Raw genomic sequence first — 22,143 nt, 5'->3', positions numbered from 1 at the left:
GCCGTCAAGCACCACAAAGGCGTATCCAGCGCGTTGAGCCGCGCGTAACGCCTGGTCGAGACGAGGCGCACGGCTGGCCAGCAGTCCGATGGCCTCACGAATGTAGCGCCATGCCGTGGTGGCGCCCCACCACGCGGTTACGTCCCGTCGAGTGGTGTAGAACCAGCCCTCATCGGCGCGTCGCCTTCAACGAAGAAGGCCATCGCGTGAGTCTCTGTGTGAAACCGCCAAGTGACACCCAGAGGAGAAGCACACGATGGCCCTGGACCAGTCTGCCCTGTTAGAAGTCCTTTCGGTACTGAAGAACTCCGAGGCGAGCGAGCGCATCCGGCACGCCGCCGAGACCATCTACCAAGCCCTCATCGAGGCCGAGCTGACCGCGGTGATCGGCGCCGCCCCGAACGAGCGCACCCCGGACCGCATCGCGCAGCGCAACGGCCACCGGCCCCGCACCCTGACCACCACCGCCGGGGACCTGGAGCTGCAGATCCCCAAACTGCGCACCGGCTCGTTCTTCCCCTCGCTGCTGGAACGCCGCCGCCGCGTCGACCAGGCGCTGTTCGCGGTGGTGATGGAGGCCTACCTGCACGGGGTGTCCACCCGCAAGGTCGACGACCTGGTCAAGGCCCTCGGCGCGGACTCCGGCATCTCCAAGAGCGAAGTCTCACGCATCTGCGCCGACCTGGACGGCGAGGTGTCCGCCTTCCGCGACCGCTCGCTGACCGGCCAGAGCTTCCCGTATCTGTTCCTGGACGCCACCTACTGCAAGGCCCGCGTCAACCGCCGGGTGGTCTCCCAGGCCGTCGTCGTGGCCACCGGTGTCACCGCCGACGGCCGCCGCGAAGTGCTCGGCTTCGCCGTGGGCGACAGCGAGGACGGCGCGTTCTGGACCGCGTTCCTGCGCTCGCTGAAGGCCCGCGGCCTGGCCGGAGTGCAACTGGTCATCAGCGACGCCCACGCCGGCCTCGTCGCCTCCATCGGCGCCGTCCTGCTCGACGCGGCCTGGCAGAGATGCCGCGTACACTTCCTGCGCAACGTGCTCGCGAGTGTCCCGAAGGGGTCAGCCGAGATGGTCGCCGCCGCCATCCGCACCATCTTCGCCCAGCCCACTCCCGACATGGTCCGCGACCAGCTCACGGTGATCGCTTCCATGCTCGGCCGCCAGTTCCCCAAGGTCGAGGCCATGCTGCACGAGGCCGCCGACGACATCCTGGCCTTCACCGCGTTCCCGCCCGCGCACTGGAAGAAGATCTGGTCGACCAACCCGCTGGAGCGGCTCAACAAGGAGATCAAACGCCGCACCGACGTCGATCGGCGTCTTCCCCAATCCCGAAGCCCTGCTCCGGCTGGCCGGCGCCGTCCTGGTCGAAGCCCACGACGAATGGCAAGTCGCCGACCGCCGCTACCTGTCCGAAAGCTCCATGGCCCTGCTCACCCCACCCGGCACCAACCAGGAAGAGGTGGCGCACACCGAACTCATGACGGCATAGTCAAATCAGAGCCTCACGCGAGAGCCGAACTACACCACTCAGTGGGACGTGACCGCCCACGCCCACCCCGCCGAAGCCTTCCGCCAGTTCGGTGAGCGGCTCACCCTTGCGCAGGTGGACAAGTGCGAGCATGGCCTGCTGGCCGGGGTTGAGCCTGCGCCAGCGCGAGCCGATCTTCCTACGATGACGACGGATGAGGCCGGACAGGAACGTCAACGTCCGGCGTGACAACGGCAGCGCAGCACGATAGAACAGCACACGAAGCTCCTGGGGATGCTGTTGCTCTTGGTCGACAACGCATCTACCAGGGGCTTCTCTGCTTGTAGGTCAAGATCGAGAGCCTGCAACATGCTTGTGACCTGGCGCTTCAGGATGGAAATGGCTCACTATGCGCCGCATCTAACGTAGAGGGCCCGCGAAACTAACTTTTCAAACGTCCAATCCCAGATGGCTCGACGATGAAGAATCCATCATGGGCGGTACACGTGCCAGGCGGCTGAGTAAGCGTAGAGATTCCAGGGACGGGCGGCTTGAGGTTAGGCGGATAGTCCGAGCCGTCTGCCGTAAATAATGCACCCTCGAAAATCTGTCCAATTTGGCGAATCTCGATGCCTCGTCTGCCGTCTGACGCTCGGACCGGTTTCGTCCCCTCGGGCCATAGGGGAATCAGCGTCCTGAGTTGACGATCGTGATCGCCATGTCTCGTAACCACAAGACACGACTCACTCTCCACCCACTCAAGCCGTGCCGTCAACGGCATCAAGGTGGAGTAGAACTCCCCGTGGTATACAGCGATGGCCGGATCGGTGCCGATAACGACGTGGCATACCTTGTCCGACGGGCACGGTGCAGGCGGAGCGGCAGCGGATGACCCGCTTCGGCGAGCGTCTGCAGTGCAGGCCACTAGACTCACGGCCGCCACAAGCATCGCAGCGATTGCGGACACTCGTCTCACGGAGACCACCCTTCTGGCAAGGAGGGTTGGACCGCCTTATAAGGCCGCGGTCCAACCCTCTACGCTACTCCTAGCCCCTCTATTCGCGGTTCCAAATCCTGTAGCCGAAGGCGTCGCGGTACACCGTCACGTGGCTGTACGCGCAGTACAGTGCCGTCTCGCCAGCGAGTGCACCCTCTCCGACGACGATGCCATATGCGGTGAAGCCTGTTGACGGGCCTCCCGTGAAGGCGGGGCCGCCGCTGTCACCACCGTCACATTTGGTCCCGGCACGTTCGCTGGTGACGTAGAGATTATCTACGGTGCCGTTGGACCAGTTGGTTCTCTGCACAGTACCGCAAGTTGTCCCGGTGCTCTTCCCCCACTTGCATACGGCATCACCGACCCACTGGATGGGATCCTCGGCATCCACGTATGCCTTCTGGTTGGAACTCCAGTAGAAGGTCCGGGTGAGCGTTAGACCTCCCCGGGTGTACAGCGCAGCTTCACCGTAGTCGCAACCCAACCAGCATGAGTTGGTCAAGCTGATCCCGGTGCAGTTGCCTCCGTCAACGGGATAGTTGCAGTATGTTCTCGTCGGTGCGCCATTAGAGCAGTGCCCAGCCGTGGCATGGCGCCGCGTCTCATAGTCCCAGGTGGCTACCACATTGAAGTTGGACGTGCAGTCTCCGAGGTTCCCCCCACCCCGAATGTACGGGTCCACGGCAGAGGTGGAGGCCGAGGCGGTGGTGGTGGATGAGAAGTTGGATGCGACAGGCTTCTCCGTGACCGTCACGTCCACGGTGATGGACGGATTGGTCACCAGCGAGGTCACCGCCGAACTGACGGCGTCCTCCTGGACGGACGCTTTAGCTGCGGTTGCGGGGACGACGAGGCTGTGCACAGTACCGGTCTTGGCGTCGTAGTAGCTGGCCACATCAGAGAAGCGAGGGTCGTCCCGTAGGGCATGGTGCACACGCTTCTTCGTGTCGTTCAGCTCGGCCTCGGTGTAGCCCAGGCGGCCCTGTAGCTCCACCCGGAAGGGCAGGGTTTTGGCAGTTTCTACGGCCGGCGCCGGGATATCCCCCTTGAAGCCGAGCCAGACGTGTGAGCCGTCGGCGGCGCGCTCGCCACCAGCAAAATCGCCCTTGAAGGTGCGCTGGAGCTGGACCAGCTTCTGTTTGGCCGCTGGCCATGATCCGTGGCGCTCGATGGCCTCGCTGAAACTGACGCCTTGGGCCTGCGCCATACCCTTCAGGACTTCGAGGTGCGCGGCGGAAAGATCATCGATGGTGACGTCGGGGATATCGACGGGGCCGTCTGGCCAGTTCGCGGTCGCCGCCGGATCCGTCTTTGCCTTGTTCGCGATGTAAGCGGCCACGGCGTGCTCCAGGGAGATCCCCTTGCGAGCCGCGTTTCGCTTGAGTCTTTCCAGTGCTGGACGGTGGACCTTCGGTTGCGACTCTGCGGCCAGTACCATGAACTCGGTCCGAGCGGGAGATGCTGCAGCGGGGGAACCCGCGAGGCTGAACGCCGATAACGGCAGCAGTAGCGCCACCATGGCCAGGAACGTTATCCGCCTTGCCGCGGTCCCGCCTGCTAACTGTGAAGAATGATCCGCCACTTTACCTCCACGCACTTGAGGGAGTTCCGGGGTGAAGTTAACATGGCCTTTTTCTACGAGTAAGGCTTGATATTTCTTTCATTCTGTGGGGCTGGCATTGCATCTGGACAGTCGCCCTCCGCAGACTGTGGGCGATCGCGTACTCAAACAAAGAACATATTTTTGCTCGACATATTTAGGGGGACGCTGCAGTCTTGTACGTGCGCACGACTCTGGACACGCCACACTGTTGCCACGATCAGATGTGCTGCACCGCCTCCACGCTCCAGCCCCCAGCAAGCCCGTAATGTCCGGTTCATAGAAGTGCTTCAGAACGGCCTCTGCCGCCTGGGGTAATGTGCAGGTCGGCGATAGCGCTCCCACGTACTCAGAGGGATGCGACGCTTGGCCCCTTCGTTGTACCCGACGATGCACTTGGCGTAGACACGCAAGTGGATCTCCGCGCTGTGGCCTGCACACGCGGCGACCTGTGCAGCAGGTCCTGGTAGAGAGACGAAGCGAAGTTGGCGTCCAGAGGTAGCGGCGATGCGCACAGCAGGCCAGGCTCCTCCGACATGGCGCCGGCCAGATCAGGGTGTACGCGTCCGGCGGCCTGGCCCTCGTCCAGCGGCCCAGCTTCGGGCGCTGACTCTCTGCCCCACGGCGAGTCTCTACAGCCAGAGGCTGTCGATCACGAGGTAGACGGGATAGTCGGAACTCGTGCCACAGGACGGCCCGTACTCCTTAAGCAGTTGCCAGGCTCGGCCTCGACGGGTTGTCGTGCGCTGGGAATGTCCCAGGACGTACAGAAGAAGCAGCCACTCGTACAGGTGCGCTCATCGCCCCTGCCCCAGCGCCAGATCTATGCGACCACTCGATCCAGTTCACCATCAGCCGCAGTAGGGAGGCACTTTTCGACCTCGGCAAAGGCATACCGCTCTGGCCGGCCGCGTCCTATAGTCGCCGAGGTGAGCGATCTTCAGCCGGGTGTCTACCAGCATCTGATCACCCGCGAGATGGGCGCCCTGCTGCATGCGGTGTCCGATCGCGACTTGATCGACCGCCGGTCCTTGGATCTCGCCGACTCTCACGAGACACTGGCCCGGCATCTGGCCGCCCTCACTCGCCGGGCGCTCCGCTCGGTGCGGGGTGAGAGCGACACGGTGCGGCTGGCGCGGCAGGTGGAGATCGTCAACCGGGTCGCCGACTTGATCGGTGAACTGGTGCCCGAGGCCGCTTCGCCCGAGGAACTCGTTGAAGCCGCAGATGAGTTGCTGGGCATCGCCAGGGGCCGGGACGCGGGCGGGCGCGTGCGCTTCCCAGCGCGGCCGGTGGTCCCTCTCACCGGAAGCGCCTTGCTGGTCAACGGCCGCGGACAGCCGGAGATCGGCCATGAGCTCAAGCGGGAGCTGGCCTCCGCCGATCACGTCGACCTGCTGTGCGCGTTCGTGAAGTGGAACGGCGTGCGCGTCCTGGCCGAGGAGATCCACGAATTCCTAAAGCGTGGCGGCAGGTTGCGCGTGGTTACCACCACGTACATCGGCGCCACCGACCGTCTTGCGCTGGACCGGCTGGCGGCCATGGGTGCCGAGATCCGCGTCTCCTACGACACCCGGATGACCAGGCTGCACGCCAAGGCGTGGCTCTTTCACCGCGGCAACGGCCTGTCCACCGCCTACGTCGGATCCTCCAACCTGTCGCGCACCGCTCTCAGTCACGGCCTTGAGTGGAACGTCCGCCTTGCCCAGGCCGAACAGCCACACCTGATCGACACGTTCGCCGCCACTTTCGACGACTACTGGGGCGATCCGTCGTTCGAGCCCTACGACCCGGAGCATGACGCCGAGCGGCTGGACCGCGCCCTGTCCGCCGAACGGGCCGGCGGGCGGCCGGTCGTGCTCGACTTCGCGCACGTGGACGTCCGGCCGTACTCCTACCAGCGGGAAATCCTGGACGAGCTCGACGCCGAACGGCAGATCCACAACCGGTGGCACAACCTCGTCGTCATGGCCACCGGCACCGGCAAGACCGTCGTCGCCGCGCTCGATTACCGGCGGCTGCGCGCGGCCGGGCAGGCGGAGTCGGTGCTGTTCGTCGCTCACCGCAAGGAAATTCTGCGGCAGAGCCTGCTCACTTTCCGGCAGGTGATGCGAGACGAGACGTTCGGCGAGCTGTACGTGGACGGCGCCCGCCCCGAGCAGTGGCGGCACGTGTTCGCCTCGATCCAAACCTTGGACGCCAACCCGCTCCTCGAGCCTGACCGCTACGACATGGTGATCGTGGACGAGTTCCACCACGCCGAGGCCGCCACGTACCGGAAACTGCTCACCGGAGTTCGGCCCAAGGTGCTCCTGGGCCTGACCGCCACGCCGGAACGCGCCGACGGGCAGGACATCAAGCACTGGTTCGGTGGCCGTATCGCCGCCGAACTCCGCCTGTGGGAGGCGCTGGAACGCGGGCTGCTGGCCTCGTTCCAGTATTTTGGCGTCCACGACGGCACCGACCTGCGCCAGATCGGCTGGCGCCGGGGCCAGGGGTATGACGTGGGCCAGCTCTCCAACGTCTACACCGGCAACGACCGCCGCGCCGCCGTGGTTCTGGAGGCGTTGCAACGCAAGATCGGCGACGTCGGGCGGATGCGCGCCCTCGGCTTCTGCGTGAGCATCGACCATGCCCGCTTCATGGCCGACCGCTTCACCCGAGCCGGGCTCCCCTCCGTCGCCGTCACAGCGCACAGCCTGCGTGACGAGCGGGACCAGGCACTACGTGACCTGCGAGACCGCAAGATCAACGCCGTGTTCACCGTCGACCTCTTCAACGAGGGCGTTGACGTCCCGGAGATCGACACCGTGCTGTTCCTGCGGCCTACCGACAGCGCCACCGTCTTCCTGCAGCAGCTCGGCCGTGGGCTACGGCTGGCCGAGGACAAGCCGTGCTTGACCGTGCTCGACTTCGTCGGCCACCAGCACAAACAGTTCCGCTTCGACCGGCGCTATCGAGCGCTCACCGGCGCCAGCCGTACCGGCATCGCCCGGGAAATCGAGCAGGGCTTCCCCACGCTGCCGGCAGGTTGCGTGATCGACCTGGACCGGGACGTACGCCGGCTCGTCCTCGACAATGTCCGGCAGGCCCTCAACCTCAGCTGGCGGGACCTGGCACGAGAACTCCGCGACCTCGGAGACGTCAATCTGCCCACGTTCCTGCAGGAGACCGGGCTGGACGTCGAAGACCTCTACCGTCGCAGCCGCCAGGGCTGGGCCTCACTGCGGCACGCGGCAGGCTTCAGCAGCACGCCGGGTGACGAGGCGCTCGGACGGGCCTTCGGCCGTATGTTGCACATCGACGACGTCGAACGCCTGGCCTTTCTCACCCAGGTGCTGGCCGGAAAGGCTCCGCAATCGCCACGCGAGCTACGCCTGATGGCGATGCTGGACGCGATGCTGTGGGGCGGCACCGAACCGATCTCCGGGATGGAGACCCGGTTCGCTCGCCTCACGGGTGCTCGCGCGGATGAGCTGAAAGAGCTGGCGAACGTGCTCCGCTCCGGCCTGCGACACGTGGCCCCGCCGCTGGACCCCGTCGTACCTCTGCACGTGCACGCCCGCTACAGCAAGAACGAGGTGCTGGCCGCCTTCGGCATCGACAAGCCCGCGCACATGCGGGAGGGCGTCAAATACGTGCAGGAGCACCGGGCGGACCTGTTCTTCGTCACCATCGACAAGGTGGAGGACCACTACTCCCCCACCACGCTCTACGCCGACCGGGCGATCAGCGAGGACTTGTTCCAGTGGGAGTCGCAGAGCACCCTCCGCTCGTCGGCTGCCACCGCCCGCCGCTACGTGACGGGCGAATCCACGATCCACCTCCTCATCAGGCAGTCCAAGCGCGACGAGGGACTGGGCGCCCCGCCGTACACGTACGCGGGGCCGATGCGGTACGTGAGCCACGAGGGCGAGCGACCCGTCCGCTTCGTCTGGCGCCTGGACCACCGGCTCCCACCTGAGGTATTCCACTACGCCAAGGCAACCGCCGGCTGAGCCACCCGGTCCTCACCTCAGTCGCTCAGATCAGGCATAGAGCAGTCAGGCTACGGGGAATGCCCTGCAATGCTGTCCGAGTTGGTCGGCTCGCCAAGCACTTTGTGACTCCACTCACATTTGACCGGATGTGCGAACCAACTCGCTGGTTATACGGTCAACCTGCTAGACGAGGGGTCCGCGGTACCGGGTTGATATCGCAGAGGAGCCAGATGTCCGCAGTGCAGACGAACGACGGTCAGAGGCTCGAGCCCGGTGGCCGCAAATCGACCTGGCGCGTCATCGCCACCGTGCTCTTTCCCTGGATGACCGCGAAGTTCCTGTACAAGCCCCGGGTCGGCCCGTCGCCCAAGGACCGGATGCTGGACCGGCTGGCGTTCTGGCGGTCGATTGTCGGCCTCGGCGTGATCCTGGTGGCGACCTCCCACTACCAGGACGTCTGGGGCAACATCATCCAGAAGGCGATGGAGACCGGGCGGCTGGCCGTCATCCTGCTGCCGCTGGCGCTGCTCGCGATATTCGTCGTCACGCGCTCCGGGCTCCGCGCCCAGCTGCTGCCCGGCGTGTTGCGGCTGATAGGGCGTTCGGTGCTCGCGCTGGCCCTTTTCTACCTGCCGATCGTGTTGATTTTCGCCGCGGCCGGCAACCTCAGTTTCGCCTCGCTGGCCAATGGTGAGGCCGAGTTCACCAGTGACATCGACATCAACGCCTCAGGGAGCGCGGCACTCTGGGTTCTCGTGGCGATACTCGCGGCGATCGTCCTCGTTCCCTGGTTCTTCGGCCTCTGGTATTGCACGATCTACTGGGCGGCGCGCACCGGGTTCTGGATGGGCGAGGTCCATCCGCTGCTCGCGCCGATCGGCACTACGGTGCTCATGCTGCTGATCAGCGGCCAGGAGCTCATCACGCGCGACACCAAGGGCGTGCCCGACTGGCTGTGGCTCACGCTGAACCTCTGCGGCGCCGCCACGGCCCTGGTGCTGGCCGTGCTCGAATACCGGCATCTCCGGTCGACCGGCTACCGGTTCCGCAACGGCCCGGAACCCGTGACCCAGGATTCGGACGGCTCGGCAGCCGCCGATCAGACCTGAGGCCCGCGTGCAACAAGTCGGAGTCCCCGGTCCCGATCTGCCTGGCCGGCGACTGCTCGGCCGTCAGACTGTGATCTGCGGCCATCGCCTGGCCTCCTTCGTGGATGCACACCGTTCGAAGGATCACGCGATGGCCGTCCACTTACCGGCGGCCCAAGGTCACTCCCAGGCGCCCACCAGGGTGAACCCCGCCCAATAGTACGGATCGGCGTAAGGCCGGTAGCCGGTCGGCGCTGGCGTTGCCCGGCTCGCCCGGCGGGAGCGCGCGAGCAGGGCGGTGAGCTCCAGGGCCTCCGGCGAGTCCGGCGCGGCGGCCGCGAGCAGTTCCTCGTAGGCCGCGTACGCCTCGGCGAACCGGCGGGCCTTGAGCAGCGCGTCGGCGAATCCGCGGTCGAGCTGTCGTCGCGTGCCGGCGTCCGATGAGCCGAGCTCGGCGCGGATCTGCTGATGGTAGGAGATCAGCCGGTCCGGGCGGAGGGCCGCGAGCGAGAGCTGGGCCTGGCGAAGCGCTTCGGCCTTCGACGTGCCGGACGCCCACCGGGCGTAGAACTCGCGCAGCAGGAGCACGGTCGAGATCTCCTCCACTTTCCAGAGCGTGACCAGCACGGACGCCGCTCCGGCGTAGAGGAGCGAGCGGGTGAGGCCGATGAGCTCGTCGCCGGGGCGGTGCCTGCCGAGCCCGCTGTCGCAGGCCGCGAGCGTCACCAGGTCGGCGTCCAGGCGCAGGTCGAGGATGTCCGCCGCGGTAAGGAGGTCGCCTGCCGCCAGATGGACGCCGGACCTGAGCGGCTCCTCGGAGTCGAAGAACCCGTGACAGGCCAGATGCAGCAGGTCGAGGCGGCCCTGTTCGGCGAGGGTGGCGAGGACCCGCTCCTTGGTGACCTCGGTTCCGCTGAGGACGCGGGCGCCGAACCGGGCGGCCAGATCGGCGGCCTGGAGGCGGCCGTGCACCACGGGCGCGTCGGCCATCGAGTCCGCCACGACGATCGCCCCGGCGCGCCGGGTCCCTGTTCGCGGACTCGTACGCGGACTCGTACGCGGCTTCGTACGTGCTCGGACGTGCCGCAGCGCCGAGGCGCTGGGCAGGTAGACCACCGGGTTGCGGGTGATCAGGGGGCCCGTGACCCCGTCGCCGAGATCGAGGTCGAGCGCGCCGAGCGGCACCTGGTGCAGTGGGCCGTGCGGGACCAGGCAGATGACGTCACCCGGTTCGCTCCAGCGGAGCGCGGGGGCCGGCAGGCCCGCGTAGTTCTCCCCGGCCTCGGCCAGGAACCGGCTCGCCAGCTCCTTCGGCGTGCCCGAAGCCTGGCCCGGGCGCTGATCCGGGGTCCGTGCCTTCAGACCGGAGTGCGGGTCGCGGATCACCCGGACCCCGTCGTACGCACCGGTGACGCCGAAGGTGACCACGGGCCCCTCGGTGACGTGGAAGGCGAGCAGAAGTGTCGCGGACCCGGTGAGGAGCGCGCGGATCTCGCTCGTCCCGGCCGGGGTGCCCCGGCGAAGCGCCGCGTACTCGGCCAGCTCCGGTGCGGCTGATTGGCGTTCCATGCCTGCCCAGACCTCGTTCAGCTCCCGCAGCGCGGTGCGCCACGTGCCGATCGCCGCGGCCCTGGCGGCGCCGTCCGTGCCGGACACCTTGGTACGCGCCGCGCTCTCGGCCTCGACCGCGCGGCGCTCGGCCGCCGCCCAGTGCCCGCTCGCCCTGCTCAGCACGCCGTCGCCCAGGAGTTCCAGCAGGACACGCGCCCGCCCGAGCTCGCTCACCTCCAGCGCGGCGGCGGCGGGATCCGCCGGCCACAGCCGGGCCGGGCCGGGCACACCGGCGGTCAGCAGGTCCACCGTCATGGCGCACGCCTCGGCGAGCAGCCTGCCCTGCGTGATCCGGGCGTCGGGCTCCAGGTAGTCGGCGCGCAGTTCCTCCAGCGTGGCGCGCGCCTCGGACAGCAGCCGGTAGGCGCTGCCGGGGTCGACCATGCGGTCCAGGCGGGCGAGCTCGATGCCGGTCTCGGCCGCCGCCAGCCGCTGACCGTTGGCCTTGGCCCAGGCCAAGGCTCTACGCAGCTCCCGCCGCGCCCGTCGGGTCCGGCCGTCGGACGCGTCCTCGCGGGCGCCCGCGAGCAGTTCGAGGTGCGCGGTGAACGGTGTCGGATAGAGCGCCGTCCCGTCGGCGGCCGACCGGCGCAGCCGCTTGAGTATCCGCCGGCCGACGGCGAGGATCGCGTGCCGGGTGAGCGGCGGATATCGCTCACCGCGCGGCTCCTCGTCCTCGCTCAGCAACGCCTTGAATGCCGCCGGGGACCGTACGCTTCCCGCGAGCTCGAGCCAGGAGGCCTGGTCCGCCCCGGGCGGGGCAAGGGGGACCCCGCGGCGGGCCGCCAGCTCTCGCACCCCGGGATCGATCGCCGCGTCGTCGGCCACGCCGCGCAGGAGCCGCAGCGCGTCGCCGTCCCTGCCGAGCTCGGCCAGGGTCATGCCGTGCGCGACCCGGGCCAGTGCGGCGGCGGACCGCCGCTCGGTGCGGTCGAACAGCTCCACGGCCTGCGCGCCGAGGATCTCCGCCTCCTCGATCCGGCGCAGGGCGAGCAGGGTCTGGGAGTGCATCAGCGTCGCCCATCCCCGTTCCCCGCGGATGGCCTCGAAGATCTTGTCCTGGACGGTGTCCGGCTGGCGTTCTGCCACCCGCCCGGCCAGCTCCAGCCCTTCCTCCACCAGGTCGAACAGCGGCAGCATGTGCTGTTCGGACAGCCCCGGCTGCTGGTGGACCGCGCCCCGGCGGTGTACGGGCACGCCCTGGCTCATCTGGAGCGGGACGATCCCCAGCCACCGGATGAGATCCATGCCTCTGCGCCGCGGGAGTCCGCTCTCCCACGTGTGCAGCCACGATCCCCAGAGCTTGAGCCGCTGCAGTTCAGGGCTGCGGCGCAGCCGGGCGATCGTCACCCTCGGGTTCGGCAGACGCCACATCACCAGCCCGGCACGGAACACGTAGATCATGCTGAGCGTCAGCCCGGCCATGACGATGCCGGGATGGGGGTGCACGAGCGTGCCGATGAGCAGCAGCGTCAGTCCTCTGTCCGACAGCGTGAGCGCCAGCAGCCCGACCGGGAACATGACCACCGCGTACGCGGCGTTGATCGCCGGGACGGACGTGCGGAGCGGCCTGTGGGCGTGGGAGTCCAGGAGGTAGACGCCCACGACGGCCAGGGTCCACAGCGGCGACCCGTCCCGTGGCCAGGCCGAGGCCAGCCAGTCACCGAACGGGCCCGCGACGAGATACGCCATCAGGGCCAGTTCGGCGACGGCTCCGGTGGACAGCGCCTCCCGGGCGAGCGGTGCGTCACCGCTGGTGACGGTGATGAACGCGGCGACCACCAGGATCGCGAGCCAGCCTCCCAGCAGCGAGGCCATCAGGAAGCCGGGCGGCAGCCCGGACGGCACCGCCCCTGCCAACGCCCCCGCCGAGACCAGCACGACCACAGCGCCGGGCAGAATCATCAGCGACCACAGCAGCGTCCGGCTGAAAGCCCCCCAGCGGCTGGGCGGGACGGTGAGAATCGTCCGCTGACGGGCGATCTGGTCCGCTCTGCCTTGCTCGCGGTCGGCCGTACGCTGCTCGTTGCGTGACCGGAGTGACCAGGTCGCCCACCGGAGCCGTTCGAGTCGCCAGCCTGGATCCCGGCTCCAGCCCCGGGAGGTCATGCACCAGTCGGCGAGTTCGCCGAGCGCTCCGGCGGCGACGACCGGCAGCGCCACAGCCGCCCAGAGCGTTTCGTCCCCCAGGACGGGGCCGTACGTGATCGTGGCCGCCACCGGCAGGTACGTCAGGCCGGCGAAGGAGAGCAGCCCCAGCAGCACGCCGAGCACGACGGCTCCGGCCGCCGTGTCCGCTACGGGCCGCAGGACCGGGGTGAGGACGAGGAGGACGGCGGCCAAGATCGCTATGACGAGCAGTGCTGAGAGCGCCTGCTTGTTGCGGACGGCCCTGCGGCGCCACGCGGGCATCCTGCTGCGGCGACGCGGCCGGGTCCGCCGGTGTTCGGCCACGCAGATGGCCACGGCGACGCCGAAACAGCACCACCACAGCGGGTCGGCGAGGGTCATCCGGCACTCCAGGGAACGTCGAAGGGGATGCCGCCGTCCCAGAAGGCGGCGAGCCGCTCCCAGAGGACGATCTCGTCCTGCAGCGTGTCCGGCGGCTCGATCCCGAGCTGCCCGAGCAGGGTGCGCCGGTACAGGTCGAACGCGACCTCGACATGCCCGCCGTACAGCACCGCCGCGGGGGTTGCGGCTCGGTGCGCGGCCAGGGCGACGACCAGGCCCGTCGCGGCGCACACGGCCGTCGGAAGGCTCTCGCGGCCGGAGAGCGCCAGGGCCGCCAGCGCGGCGACCGTGAACACGCAGGCGACCACGGTGAGGGTGAGCATCAGGATCATGTTGGTGCGGGCGGCGGCGAGGTCGACGAGGGACTGCTGGGTGAGCATCGGCTGCAGGCGGGGCCACACCGAGCTCGGCCTGATGCCGTAGCGGGCGCGCGCGTACTGCTCGGAGCGGCGCAGCGCGTTGCCGAACCGGGTCGGCAGCACCTCTTCGGGCACGTCGGGGGACGGGTAGACGGTGGAGAGCGCCCTGCGGGCGCGGGCCTGCTTGTGCCGCGATCCGGTGCGGCTGAGGCGTTTCCAGCGCCGCAGCCGCGCCCTGTGGTAGGCGGACCAGACGCGAGCCGCGGCCCGCCCGAGAGGTGTCGGCCACGTGCCGGCGAACAGCTCGACCAGCTTGGGCTGCGCCGCGGTGAGCAGCAGCGAGACGAACGCGACGACGACGGCGAACGCTCCGCAGCCCAGCCATTGGACGGTGGCGTCGAGCGCCTTCCACCCGGCCAGGGCTTGGGAGAGGCCGGTCACGTACGCCCAGAGGAGTAACAGCCCGGCGCAGAGGAGGAGCGCGGGGAGCACCGCGGTCAGCATGAAACGGCGATCGACCGGGCCTGTCAGCAACGGCAGCATCAGCGTCGCCCCGGGTTATGCGTACAGCCGGATGTCGTGCTCCATGACCGGGTTGCCGCATTTCAGCGGGCGGAGCCGGTTCCATTCGGTGATCTCGTTCGGCCAGCCGCACCCGGGCTCCCGGCACAGCAGCCGGTAGTGCGGCCGGCCCTGATCCGGCAGGTCGGGGAACCGGTTGTCGCCCGCCTCTCCACCGGGACCGAGCGAGCGCTCGGCGGCCTGCGTGGCGAAGAAGTCGTCGATGACCTCCTGGGGCACGACAGCCGTCGGCGCTCCCGTGGGCGAGACGAGCACCACTCCCGCCGGGTCGGGATCGATGTCGAACAGGCTCGCCGCGCCCGGCGCGAGCAGGTCCCCGATCGGGGTCTCCTCCGGCACGACCAGCGCCCCCGCCGCCGGGGCCTGATCCGGACCTGCCGTGGAACCGCCGCGCAGCAGCCCGACGATGCCGTCCCTGGAAGTACGGACGACGAGGAACCTGACCTCCTGCGCCGCGCCCGCGGCGGGAGGTGCGCCGACCACCAGGAAGTCGGTGGTCGCCAGCTTGCGTAGCGACACTTGCGAGTCGGATGCCGACGAGGGGAAGAGCGACATGCGTGACCCTCCGTGGAGACGGCGACGCTGACCGTATGCCTAGGATGACGCAGGAAGCCTGGCCGAGGGGCGATCCGGGAAAACTCGGCCAGAGCGTGATCAATGGCAGGTCGGGGTCCCGGGTACAGGGCAAGGTTTCGGGGTTGGGCGGAAGGACTTCCGGGCTGCCCGGATATTTCCAGATAAAAGGGCTTCTGGAGCGCGCATTGCGTCTATGGAGAAGAGCGCTAGGAAGATCTTTTGGGCTTTCCTATGACTCACCATTGGGCGCCACGCCACACTGAAGGCCGTGACGAACGATCTCACCGAAGCGCGGGACCGTCTGGTTCCCCCTCGCCGGCTCCACCAGGTCGCGGCCCTGCTCAACATGCCGAACCTGGACGAGACCACCCCCCAGGACGGGGTCCCGCCATCCAGGCAGCAGGCGACGCTGTATGCGGGCATCGCTGACTGGGCTCGGCTCTCGGCGATCGCGGCCGATCAACTCGACGAGTCGGGCGCACCCGAGATCGCCGACGAGTTCGTCTACCTGGTCGAATACACCGACCAGCATGCCAAGGGCTGGCACCCGGCGCCCAGCGAGCACTCCGACGGGATCACGTTCGCCGAGCGGGCCGAGGTGGTCGCGCGGAGCGTCATGGGCCGCTACATCACCTACCTCGCCGATCATCGCGACGACTACGAGTTGTGGCTGGTGGATTCGCTGTCCCTGCGGGTCAGCGTGTGGAACGCGCGTACGGCCAACGAGGCGCGTTCGCGTGATCGGCGGCTCGCTTACTCATACTCGGGGCACACGTTCCAAGAACTGCAGATACCTCCGAATGCCGTGGAGATTCGTACGCCGGTTCAGATTCATCGGTTCATGACGCATTACATCACCTGCTGTTCTGAACCGGAGCATGGGGAGATTTATCCGGGTAATTGGGCTGCGTTGCCGACCGATGCCCTCTATTCGTACTTGCGGTATGGTCCGCTCTCCCCTGGCTCGGCCGGCTGATTCTGGGCGAGGGCACGACGGCATGACCTTCGCCCGGGGCGAGCTGACGACCTGACGCCGGCCGACGCGGGTGCGTCGGCCGGGCGGGTCAGTCCTGGGCGGGGGTGAGCAGGGTGGTCAGGTGGTCGGCGATGGCGGAGATGGTGGGTTGCTGCCACAGCAGGGTCGCGGGGAGGCGGCAGCCGAAGCGCTTGTCCAGGCGGCGCCTGACCATGACGGTCATCACCGAGTCGAGCCCCTGCTCGACGAGTGGGCGGCGGATCGCCAGGTCTGCCGGGGCGAGCCGCATCACCGACGCGATCTCCGCGCGGGTCTCGTCGAGGACGTACGCGCGCAGCTTCTCCGGTGACAGCCCGGCGAGCGATTCCGCGGGCTCCTGGAGGTCGTCCTCGGCCGCCACGGGTGCGTCGATGACCGGGTAGCGCAGGCCGATCACGTGGCCGATCACGTGGCCGTCGGCGTCGGCCAGGAGGGCGAGGACCGTGTCGTCGGCTGCCGGGTCCACGGCGGCGTCGATGATGACGGTGGCCGGCGGGGCGCCGGTCAGCGCCACCTCGTCGATGTGCACGACCATGCGCAGCACCGGGTCGCCGGGGAACACGCAGGGGGCCACGGACATCACCGCGTCGAGCGCCGGCGCCCAGGTGGGGGGCGTGTCGGCGGGGTGCGGGGTGTGGACGGTCGCGCGGAGGGCGCCGTCACGGCCCAGCAGCGTCTCGATCGTCCAGTCGAAGCCCGTGGTGGGGACGCCGACGGCGGCCAGCCGGGCGTGGACGAAACCCGGGTCGACCGGGGTGAGTCCGGCCGCGTCCGCTCCGGGCAGTGCGCCGTCCGGGGCCCAGGTGGCCGCGCCGGTCGACGCGGTGACGTGGACGAGCCAGGTGGGTTCGGGTTCGCCGGGGGTGGCGGGCGTGCGGGCGGCGAGCCGGATCGCGGGAGGCTCGTGGACGACCTGGATCTGCCGGCGTTCGGCGGTCATCAGGGGGTGCATCATCTCCACGTCGGAGAGTACGGGCGGCGATGCGCCCTCCCCAGAACCGGCCGCTCCCGTACCGGCCGCCTCCAGGAATGTGTTCACCAGGACCGCGGCAGGGACGATCTCGATGCCGCTGACGGCGTGGCTGCCCGGGTAGGGGCGGTTCGCGTCCTCCAGGCTGGTGCGCCACAGGCGCGTCGCGCTGCCCGCGAGGGTCGTGCCGGCGCCGAGCAGGGTGTGGGAGCGTACGTCGTGGCCGCGGTTGTCGTCGCCGCCGGAGGCGTCGCGCCAGTGGCGGCGGTGCTGCCAGGCGTAGGGCGGCAGGTCGGCCAGGCCGCCGCCGGGCTGCAGCCGCCGCCAGTCCACGTCGATGCCGTGGCAGTGCGCCAGGCCCAGCGCGGTCAGGAACGTCGCCTGCTCGGGTTGGTTGCGGCGGAGCGTCGTGCCGACGAAGACGTCCTCGAACCCGGCCTCCTCCAGCGTCTCGGTGACGGAGTGGGCGACCACGGGATGCGGGGAGATCTCCAGGAACGCCCGGTAGCCGTCCTGCGCGGCGGCGGTCGTGGCAGCGGCGAGGCGTACCGGGTCGCGGAGGTTGGCCGCCCAGTAGGCGCTGTCCAGGACGGGCGTCGACCTGGGGTCGGGCAGCGCGGTGGTGTACATGGGGATGCGGGGCGCGCCGAACGGGAGGTCGGCGAGCGAGGCCGCGAGCTCGACGGCCAGCGGTTCCATCTGGGGGCTGTGGAAGGCCACGTCGGAGGCGACCCGGCGGACCACGATGCCTTCGGCGGGCCACTCGTTCAGGACCGCCTCGACGGCGGCGACGTCGCCGGACAGCACGGTGGAGCCGGGCGCGGAGGCGATGGCGGCGACCAGGTCGGTACGGCCGGCGAGCCGCTCGGCCGCCTCCTCGAACGACAGTCCGGCCATCACCATGGCCCCCTTGCCCTCGGCCTGGCGCAGCAGCCGGGAGCGGCGGCAGATCAGGCGCGCGCCGTCGGCGACGCTCATCGCGCCGGCTGTCACGGCCGCCGCGATCTCGCCGACGGAGTGGCCGATGACGGCCGTCGGCCGCACGCCGTGCGCGTTCCAGAGCCGGGCGAGTCCCAGCTGCATGACGAAGATCATGGTCTGGACGCGGTCGATGCCGTCCAGGGCGCCCTCGGTGAGGACCTGCCGGGGGGAGAAGCCGATCTCCTCGGCGAAGATCGGCTCGATCTCGTCGACGACGGCGGCGAACTCGGGTTCGGCGAGCAGGTCGCGGCCCATGCCGCGCCACTGGCATCCCTGCCCGGAGAACACCCAGACGGGGCCGGGGCCCAGGTCGGGCAGCACGTCGCCGGTGAGGACGGATTCGGACGGCAGGTCGTCGGCGAGCCTGCGCAGGCCGGTGGTCACCTCGTCGTGGCCGGCGCCGATGACGACGGCTCGGCGGCCGAGGTGGGTGCGCCGCAGGGCGAGCGTGTGCCCGGCCGAGGCGAGGTCGAGGCGCTTGAGCTGTTCGGCGAGCGTGCCCGCGTACTGGCGCAGCGCCGCCTCCGACGCGGCCGACACCGGGAACAGGCGCGCCGCAGACAGCTCCCCCTGCCGCGCCGCAGACAGCTCCCCCTGCCGCACCCCGGCCGGCTCGCCCGCCGGCGGCTTCGCCGCTTCCGCAGGAGCCTGTTCGAGGAGGATGTGCGCGACCGTGCCGCCGTAGCCGAAGCTGGAGACGCCCGCCCGGCGGGGGTGGTCGCTCTCGGGCCAGGCCGTCCGTTCGGTGACGACGCTGAGCCCGGAGCTCTCCCAGTCGATGGCCGGGTTCGGGGTGGTCAGGACGGTCGGCGGGATCTCGCCGCGGTGGAGGGCGAGCACCGCCTTGATGATCCCGGCGATGCCGGCGGCGCCTTCGAGGTGGCCGATGTTGGACTTGACCGAGCCGATGAGGCACGGGTCGCCGGGCGCGCGGCCGGTGCCGTAGACGGCGGCGAGGGCGCCGGCCTCCAGCGGGTCGCCGAGGCGGGTGCCGGTGCCGTGCGCCTCGACGTAGCCGACCGTGGCGGGCGAGACGCGCGCCTGGCGCAGCGCCCTGGTCATCACGTGTTCCTGCGCCTCGCCGCACGGCGCCATGATGCCGTTGGTGTGCCCGTCCTGGTTGACGGCGCTGCCGATGACGAGCGCGAGGACGCGGTCGCCGTCGCGGCGGGCGTCGGACAGCCGTTTGAGCACGACGACGCCGCAGCCCTCGCCGCGCCCGTAGCCGTCGGCGGCGGCGTCGAACGACTTGGAACGGCCGTCGGGGGCCAGGGCTCCGGCGGTGCCGAGCGTGAGGGTCTGGCCGGGGGTGACGAGCAGGTTGACGCCGCCGGCCAGGGCGACGTCGCTCTCGCCGAGCCGCAGGCTCTGCGCGGCGAGGTGGAGCGCGACCAGCGACGCCGAGCAGGCGGTGTCGACGGCCATGCTGGGCCCGCGCAGGTCCAGGGAGTAGGAGATGCGGTTGGCGACGGCGCAGGTCGCGGCGCCGATGCCGGTCCACGCCTCGATCTGGGGCAGGTCCTCCAGCAGGCGGCTGCCGTAGTCGGCGGTGCACACGCCGACGAACACCCCGGCGTCGGTGCCGGCCAGCTCGTGCGGGGGCAGGCCGGCGTGTTCGAGCGCCTCCCACGCGGTCTCCATGAGGATCCGCTGCTGCGGGTCCATCAGCTCGGCCTCGCGCGGCGACAGCCCGAAGAACTCGGCGTCGAAGCCCTCGACGTCGTTCAGGAAGCTGCCGTGGCGCACGGCGTCGCGCAGCGCGGCGGCGTCCTCGGGGCTGCGGTTCTCGTACGGGAGCCAGCGTTCGGCGGGCAGCGGCCGGGTGGTGTTGCGGCCGTCGCACAGCAGGTCCCAGAACGCGTCAGGTGAGCCGGCGTCGCCGGGGAAGCGGCAACCGATCCCGATCACCGCCACCGGTTCCGGCCGGATCCCGCTCGGACTATCGACCATCGCGCTCGTTTCCCTTCGATGACTACGCGGTTTCGGTGACGGCTCTCAGCACCACGGAGGCGTGTCGAGGATCTTGATCACGGCGCCGGAGACCGTGACTCCGGGGCCGGTGCCGAGCATCAGCAGGTGGTCGCCGGGGCCGAGCTGCCCGGTGGTGAGCAGCCGGTCGAGGGCGAGGACCTGGTCGCTGGCCCCGCAGTGGCCGATGGTGCGCCCGTACTCCCAGGTGGAACGTGACATGGGCAGGTCGAGCAGGGCCATGCAGCGCTGTTCGACGATCTCCTCGGAGTAGTTCATGAAGGCGACCCGGGTGAGGTCGCGGGCCTCGATCCCGCTCTCGTCGAGGACGCGTTCGACGATCTCCATGAGCGCCCGCTGGATCTTGAACAGGGCGGCCGTGCTCTCGCCCTGGGGCATGACCTGGTTCCGGAACTGGTCGTTCCTGGCCGCGAAGCTGAACTTGCGCCCGACGGTGACGCCGGGCGGGAACAGGGGCTCGGTGCCCCGGTGCAGCTCCTCGGCCTCGGCGACGGTCACCGTGCGCACCGACATCAGGCGGGCGAAGCCGGGCTCCCTGGTGAGCACGAGCGCGCTGGCGGCGTCGCCGCCGACGTAGCCGGGGCCCATGCGCCACCGGTCCATCAGCGGGGTGCCGTAGTTGTCGGCGGCGACGAGCAGGGCGGCCTGCCGGGCGGGGTCGGCGCCGAGGTAGCCGGCGGCGAGCTCCAGGGCGGTGAACATCCCGTTGCAGCCCTGCCGGATCTCGGTGGCCAGGACGTCGCCGCCGACGAGGTGGCGTTGCAGGTAGGAGTGCGGGGGCCAGCCGTCGGGCCCCTGGTGCCAGGTGGAGGCGTACAGCAGGAGGTCGAGGTCGGCGGGGGCGCGCCCGCTGCGCTTGAGCGCGCTCTGCGCCGCGTGCAGCGCCATCTCGGGCGCGGGCAGGTCGCCGGCCACCGCGGCCCCGGCCAGGTTGTGCAGCTCCGCCTCCTCGGCCGGGTACCAGCCCTTGGCGACGGCCTTCTCGACGCTGACGACCGTGCGGGGGACGAAGGCTCCCACCCCGCTGACGTACGTGCCGGGCGGGGTCATGCCGAGGCGAGTTCGTCGAGCATCGCGACGATCGTGGTGACGTCGCGGAAGTTCTCGGGGTCGAGCTTCGCGGCCGGAACCGGGACGCCGAGCTCCTTCCGGATGAAGTTGAGCAGGCGCGCGGTCCGCAGGGAGTCCAGCAGGCCGGACGTCAGGAGCGGGGTGGCCTCGTCGACCTCCAGGCCGGCGTCGTCCGGGACGAGGTTGTCCTGGATGAAGGCGACCAGCCGGTACGTGGTCTCGCCGGTGGTCTGTCCGATCGTCATGCGCGTGCCTCTTTCGTCACGGGGGCGGGCGCGAGCACCTTGAACGCCGCCGCGGCGACCGACGTCCCGGAGCCGAAGCCCACCACGAGCAGGTGGTCGCCGGGCACGAGCCCGCCGGTGGCGATCAGGTGCTCGAAGGCGATGAACTGGTCGACGGCGCCGCAGTGGCCGACGCGCCTGCCGTAGTCCCAGGTGGTCTGCTCGACCTCGATGCCGAGCCAGGACATCTGCCCGTCCAGGTCCTCGCGGCGGCCGTGCGGGAAGGCCACCCGGGTGATGTCCGACAGCTCGATCCCGGCCTCGTCCAGGGTCTGCTCGACCTGCTGCATCATCGTCTTCTGGATCGTCAGGTGGATGCCGGTGCCGCGTTCCTTGAGGAGCCGCTGGCGGAACTCCTCGTGCCGGTCACCGAAGCTGAGCCCCCGGCCGACGGTGGCGTCCGGGGGGAACAGCGGGTAGGCGCCGTCGTTGACCGCGTCGGCCTCGGGGATCGTCGTGGCGTTCACCGACAGGAGCTGGGCCATGCCGTAGTCCTTGCCGAGGACGAGCGCGCAGGCGGCGTCGCCGATGAGCGCGCCGGGCGTCATGCGCCAGCGGTCGACCAGCGGGGTGCCGTGGTTGTCGGCGGAGACGACCATCGCGGTCTCGCGGCCCGGGTCGGCCTGGAGGTAGCTGGCGGCCAGCTCCAGCGAGCTGATCATGCCGACGCAGCCGCTGCGGATCTCGTACGCGGGCACGCCGCCGCCGAGCAGGTGCATCTGCAGGTAGTGCTGCGGCTGCCAGCCGTTGGGGCCCTGGTGCCAGACCGACGGGTAGAGCAGCAGGTCGAGCTCGCGCGGGGAGGACTCGCCCCAGCGCTCGTAGGCGTCCACGACGGCGCGCCTGGCCATCTCCGGGGCGGGCATGTCGCCGGCGACCGCGGCGCCGATCTGCTGGAACTTCTCGGCCTCGTCGGCCGGGTACAGGCCCTCGCTGACCGCCTGCTCGACGGTCACGGCGTCCGGCACGTGAACGCCGAGGCTCCTGACGAACATGTTGGAAGTACGCACACGTCCCCTAACTCTGGGCAGGGCATGGCACGGCAAGGGCGCCGTCGTGC

11 protein-coding genes and 2 pseudogenes are annotated in these 22,143 nt (G+C 69.6%); 4 read left to right on the top strand and 9 right to left on the bottom strand.

The window, feature by feature from the left end:
- Positions 1-256: 256 nt before the first annotated feature.
- A pseudogene (locus ACBI99_RS32790) lies at positions 257-1,490 on the top strand (IS256 family transposase).
- Positions 1,491-1,562: 72 nt separating this feature from the next.
- On the opposite strand, the pseudogene ACBI99_RS32785 reads toward ACBI99_RS32790, so the two are convergent.
- Together ACBI99_RS32785 and ACBI99_RS32780 are read right to left on the bottom strand one after the other, a co-directional pair.
- Positions 1,563-1,748: pseudogene (locus ACBI99_RS32785) on the bottom strand (IS5/IS1182 family transposase); the annotation flags it as partial.
- 776 nt (positions 1,749-2,524) lie between these two features.
- The gene (locus ACBI99_RS32780) at positions 2,525-3,985 is read right to left on the bottom strand and encodes a S1 family peptidase (RefSeq protein WP_375074245.1); all 1,461 of its coding nucleotides are present in this window, start codon (positions 3,983-3,985) and stop codon (positions 2,525-2,527) included.
- Positions 3,986-5,043: 1,058 nt separating this feature from the next.
- Between ACBI99_RS32780 and ACBI99_RS32775 the strand changes: the two genes are divergently transcribed.
- Positions 5,044-8,064, top strand: a complete 3,021-nt coding sequence (locus ACBI99_RS32775) for a DUF3427 domain-containing protein (RefSeq protein WP_375074244.1) — start codon at positions 5,044-5,046, stop codon at positions 8,062-8,064.
- A 212-nt stretch (positions 8,065-8,276) separates the two neighbouring features.
- Positions 8,277-9,155 carry a hypothetical protein gene (locus tag ACBI99_RS32770; protein WP_375074243.1) on the top strand — a complete coding sequence of 293 codons (879 nt, stop codon included), beginning with the start codon at positions 8,277-8,279 and terminating at the stop codon, positions 9,153-9,155.
- A gap of 159 nt (positions 9,156-9,314) precedes the next feature.
- Here the strand turns inward: ACBI99_RS32770 and ACBI99_RS32765 are convergent, their stop codons facing one another.
- The 3 genes from ACBI99_RS32765 to ACBI99_RS32755 all read right to left on the bottom strand — a co-directional run bounded on the left by ACBI99_RS32765 (position 9,315) and on the right by ACBI99_RS32755 (position 14,716).
- A complete protein-coding gene (locus ACBI99_RS32765; protein ID WP_375074242.1) occupies positions 9,315-13,256 on the bottom strand; it encodes a CHAT domain-containing protein in 3,942 nt (1,313 codons plus the stop codon).
- The gene (locus ACBI99_RS32760) at positions 13,253-14,107 is read right to left on the bottom strand and encodes a hypothetical protein (protein ID WP_375074241.1); all 855 of its coding nucleotides are present in this window, start codon (positions 14,105-14,107) and stop codon (positions 13,253-13,255) included. The genes ACBI99_RS32765 and ACBI99_RS32760 overlap by 4 nt, the downstream gene beginning before the upstream one ends.
- A 66-nt stretch (positions 14,108-14,173) precedes the next feature.
- Positions 14,174-14,716, bottom strand: coding sequence for a hypothetical protein (locus ACBI99_RS32755; RefSeq protein ID WP_375074240.1), 543 nt, complete (start codon positions 14,714-14,716; stop codon positions 14,174-14,176).
- Positions 14,717-15,041: 325 nt separating this feature from the next.
- On the opposite strand from ACBI99_RS32755, the gene ACBI99_RS32750 reads away from it, so the two are divergent.
- Positions 15,042-15,749, top strand: coding sequence for a hypothetical protein (locus tag ACBI99_RS32750; RefSeq protein WP_375074239.1), 708 nt, complete (start codon positions 15,042-15,044; stop codon positions 15,747-15,749).
- Positions 15,750-15,837: 88 nt separating this feature from the next.
- On the opposite strand, the gene ACBI99_RS32745 is transcribed toward ACBI99_RS32750, so the two are convergent.
- From ACBI99_RS32745 to ACBI99_RS32730, 4 genes are all read right to left on the bottom strand, one after another.
- Positions 15,838-19,647: a type I polyketide synthase gene (locus ACBI99_RS32745; protein ID WP_375074238.1), complete on the bottom strand. Its 3,810-nt coding sequence runs from the start codon at positions 19,645-19,647 to the stop codon at positions 15,838-15,840.
- Positions 19,648-19,734: 87 nt separating this feature from the next.
- Entirely contained in the window at positions 19,735-20,778 is a 1,044-nt protein-coding gene (locus ACBI99_RS32740; RefSeq protein ID WP_219500094.1) for a ketoacyl-ACP synthase III family protein, read from the bottom strand.
- Positions 20,775-21,044, bottom strand: coding sequence for a phosphopantetheine-binding protein (locus tag ACBI99_RS32735; protein ID WP_375074237.1), 270 nt, complete (start codon positions 21,042-21,044; stop codon positions 20,775-20,777). The genes ACBI99_RS32740 and ACBI99_RS32735 overlap by 4 nt, the downstream gene beginning before the upstream one ends.
- Positions 21,041-22,078 carry a ketoacyl-ACP synthase III family protein gene (locus ACBI99_RS32730; protein WP_219500090.1) on the bottom strand — a complete coding sequence of 346 codons (1,038 nt, stop codon included), beginning with the start codon at positions 22,076-22,078 and terminating at the stop codon, positions 21,041-21,043. The genes ACBI99_RS32735 and ACBI99_RS32730 overlap by 4 nt, the downstream gene beginning before the upstream one ends.
- Between the last annotated feature and the right edge of the window lie 65 nt (positions 22,079-22,143).

The organism is Nonomuraea sp. ATR24 (assembly GCF_041950485.1).
Classification (GTDB): Bacteria; Actinomycetota; Actinomycetes; order Streptosporangiales; family Streptosporangiaceae; genus Nonomuraea; species Nonomuraea ceibae.
Note: the sequence above shows the minus strand (reverse complement) of the source record. Positions and strands in the feature narration are given on the sequence as shown.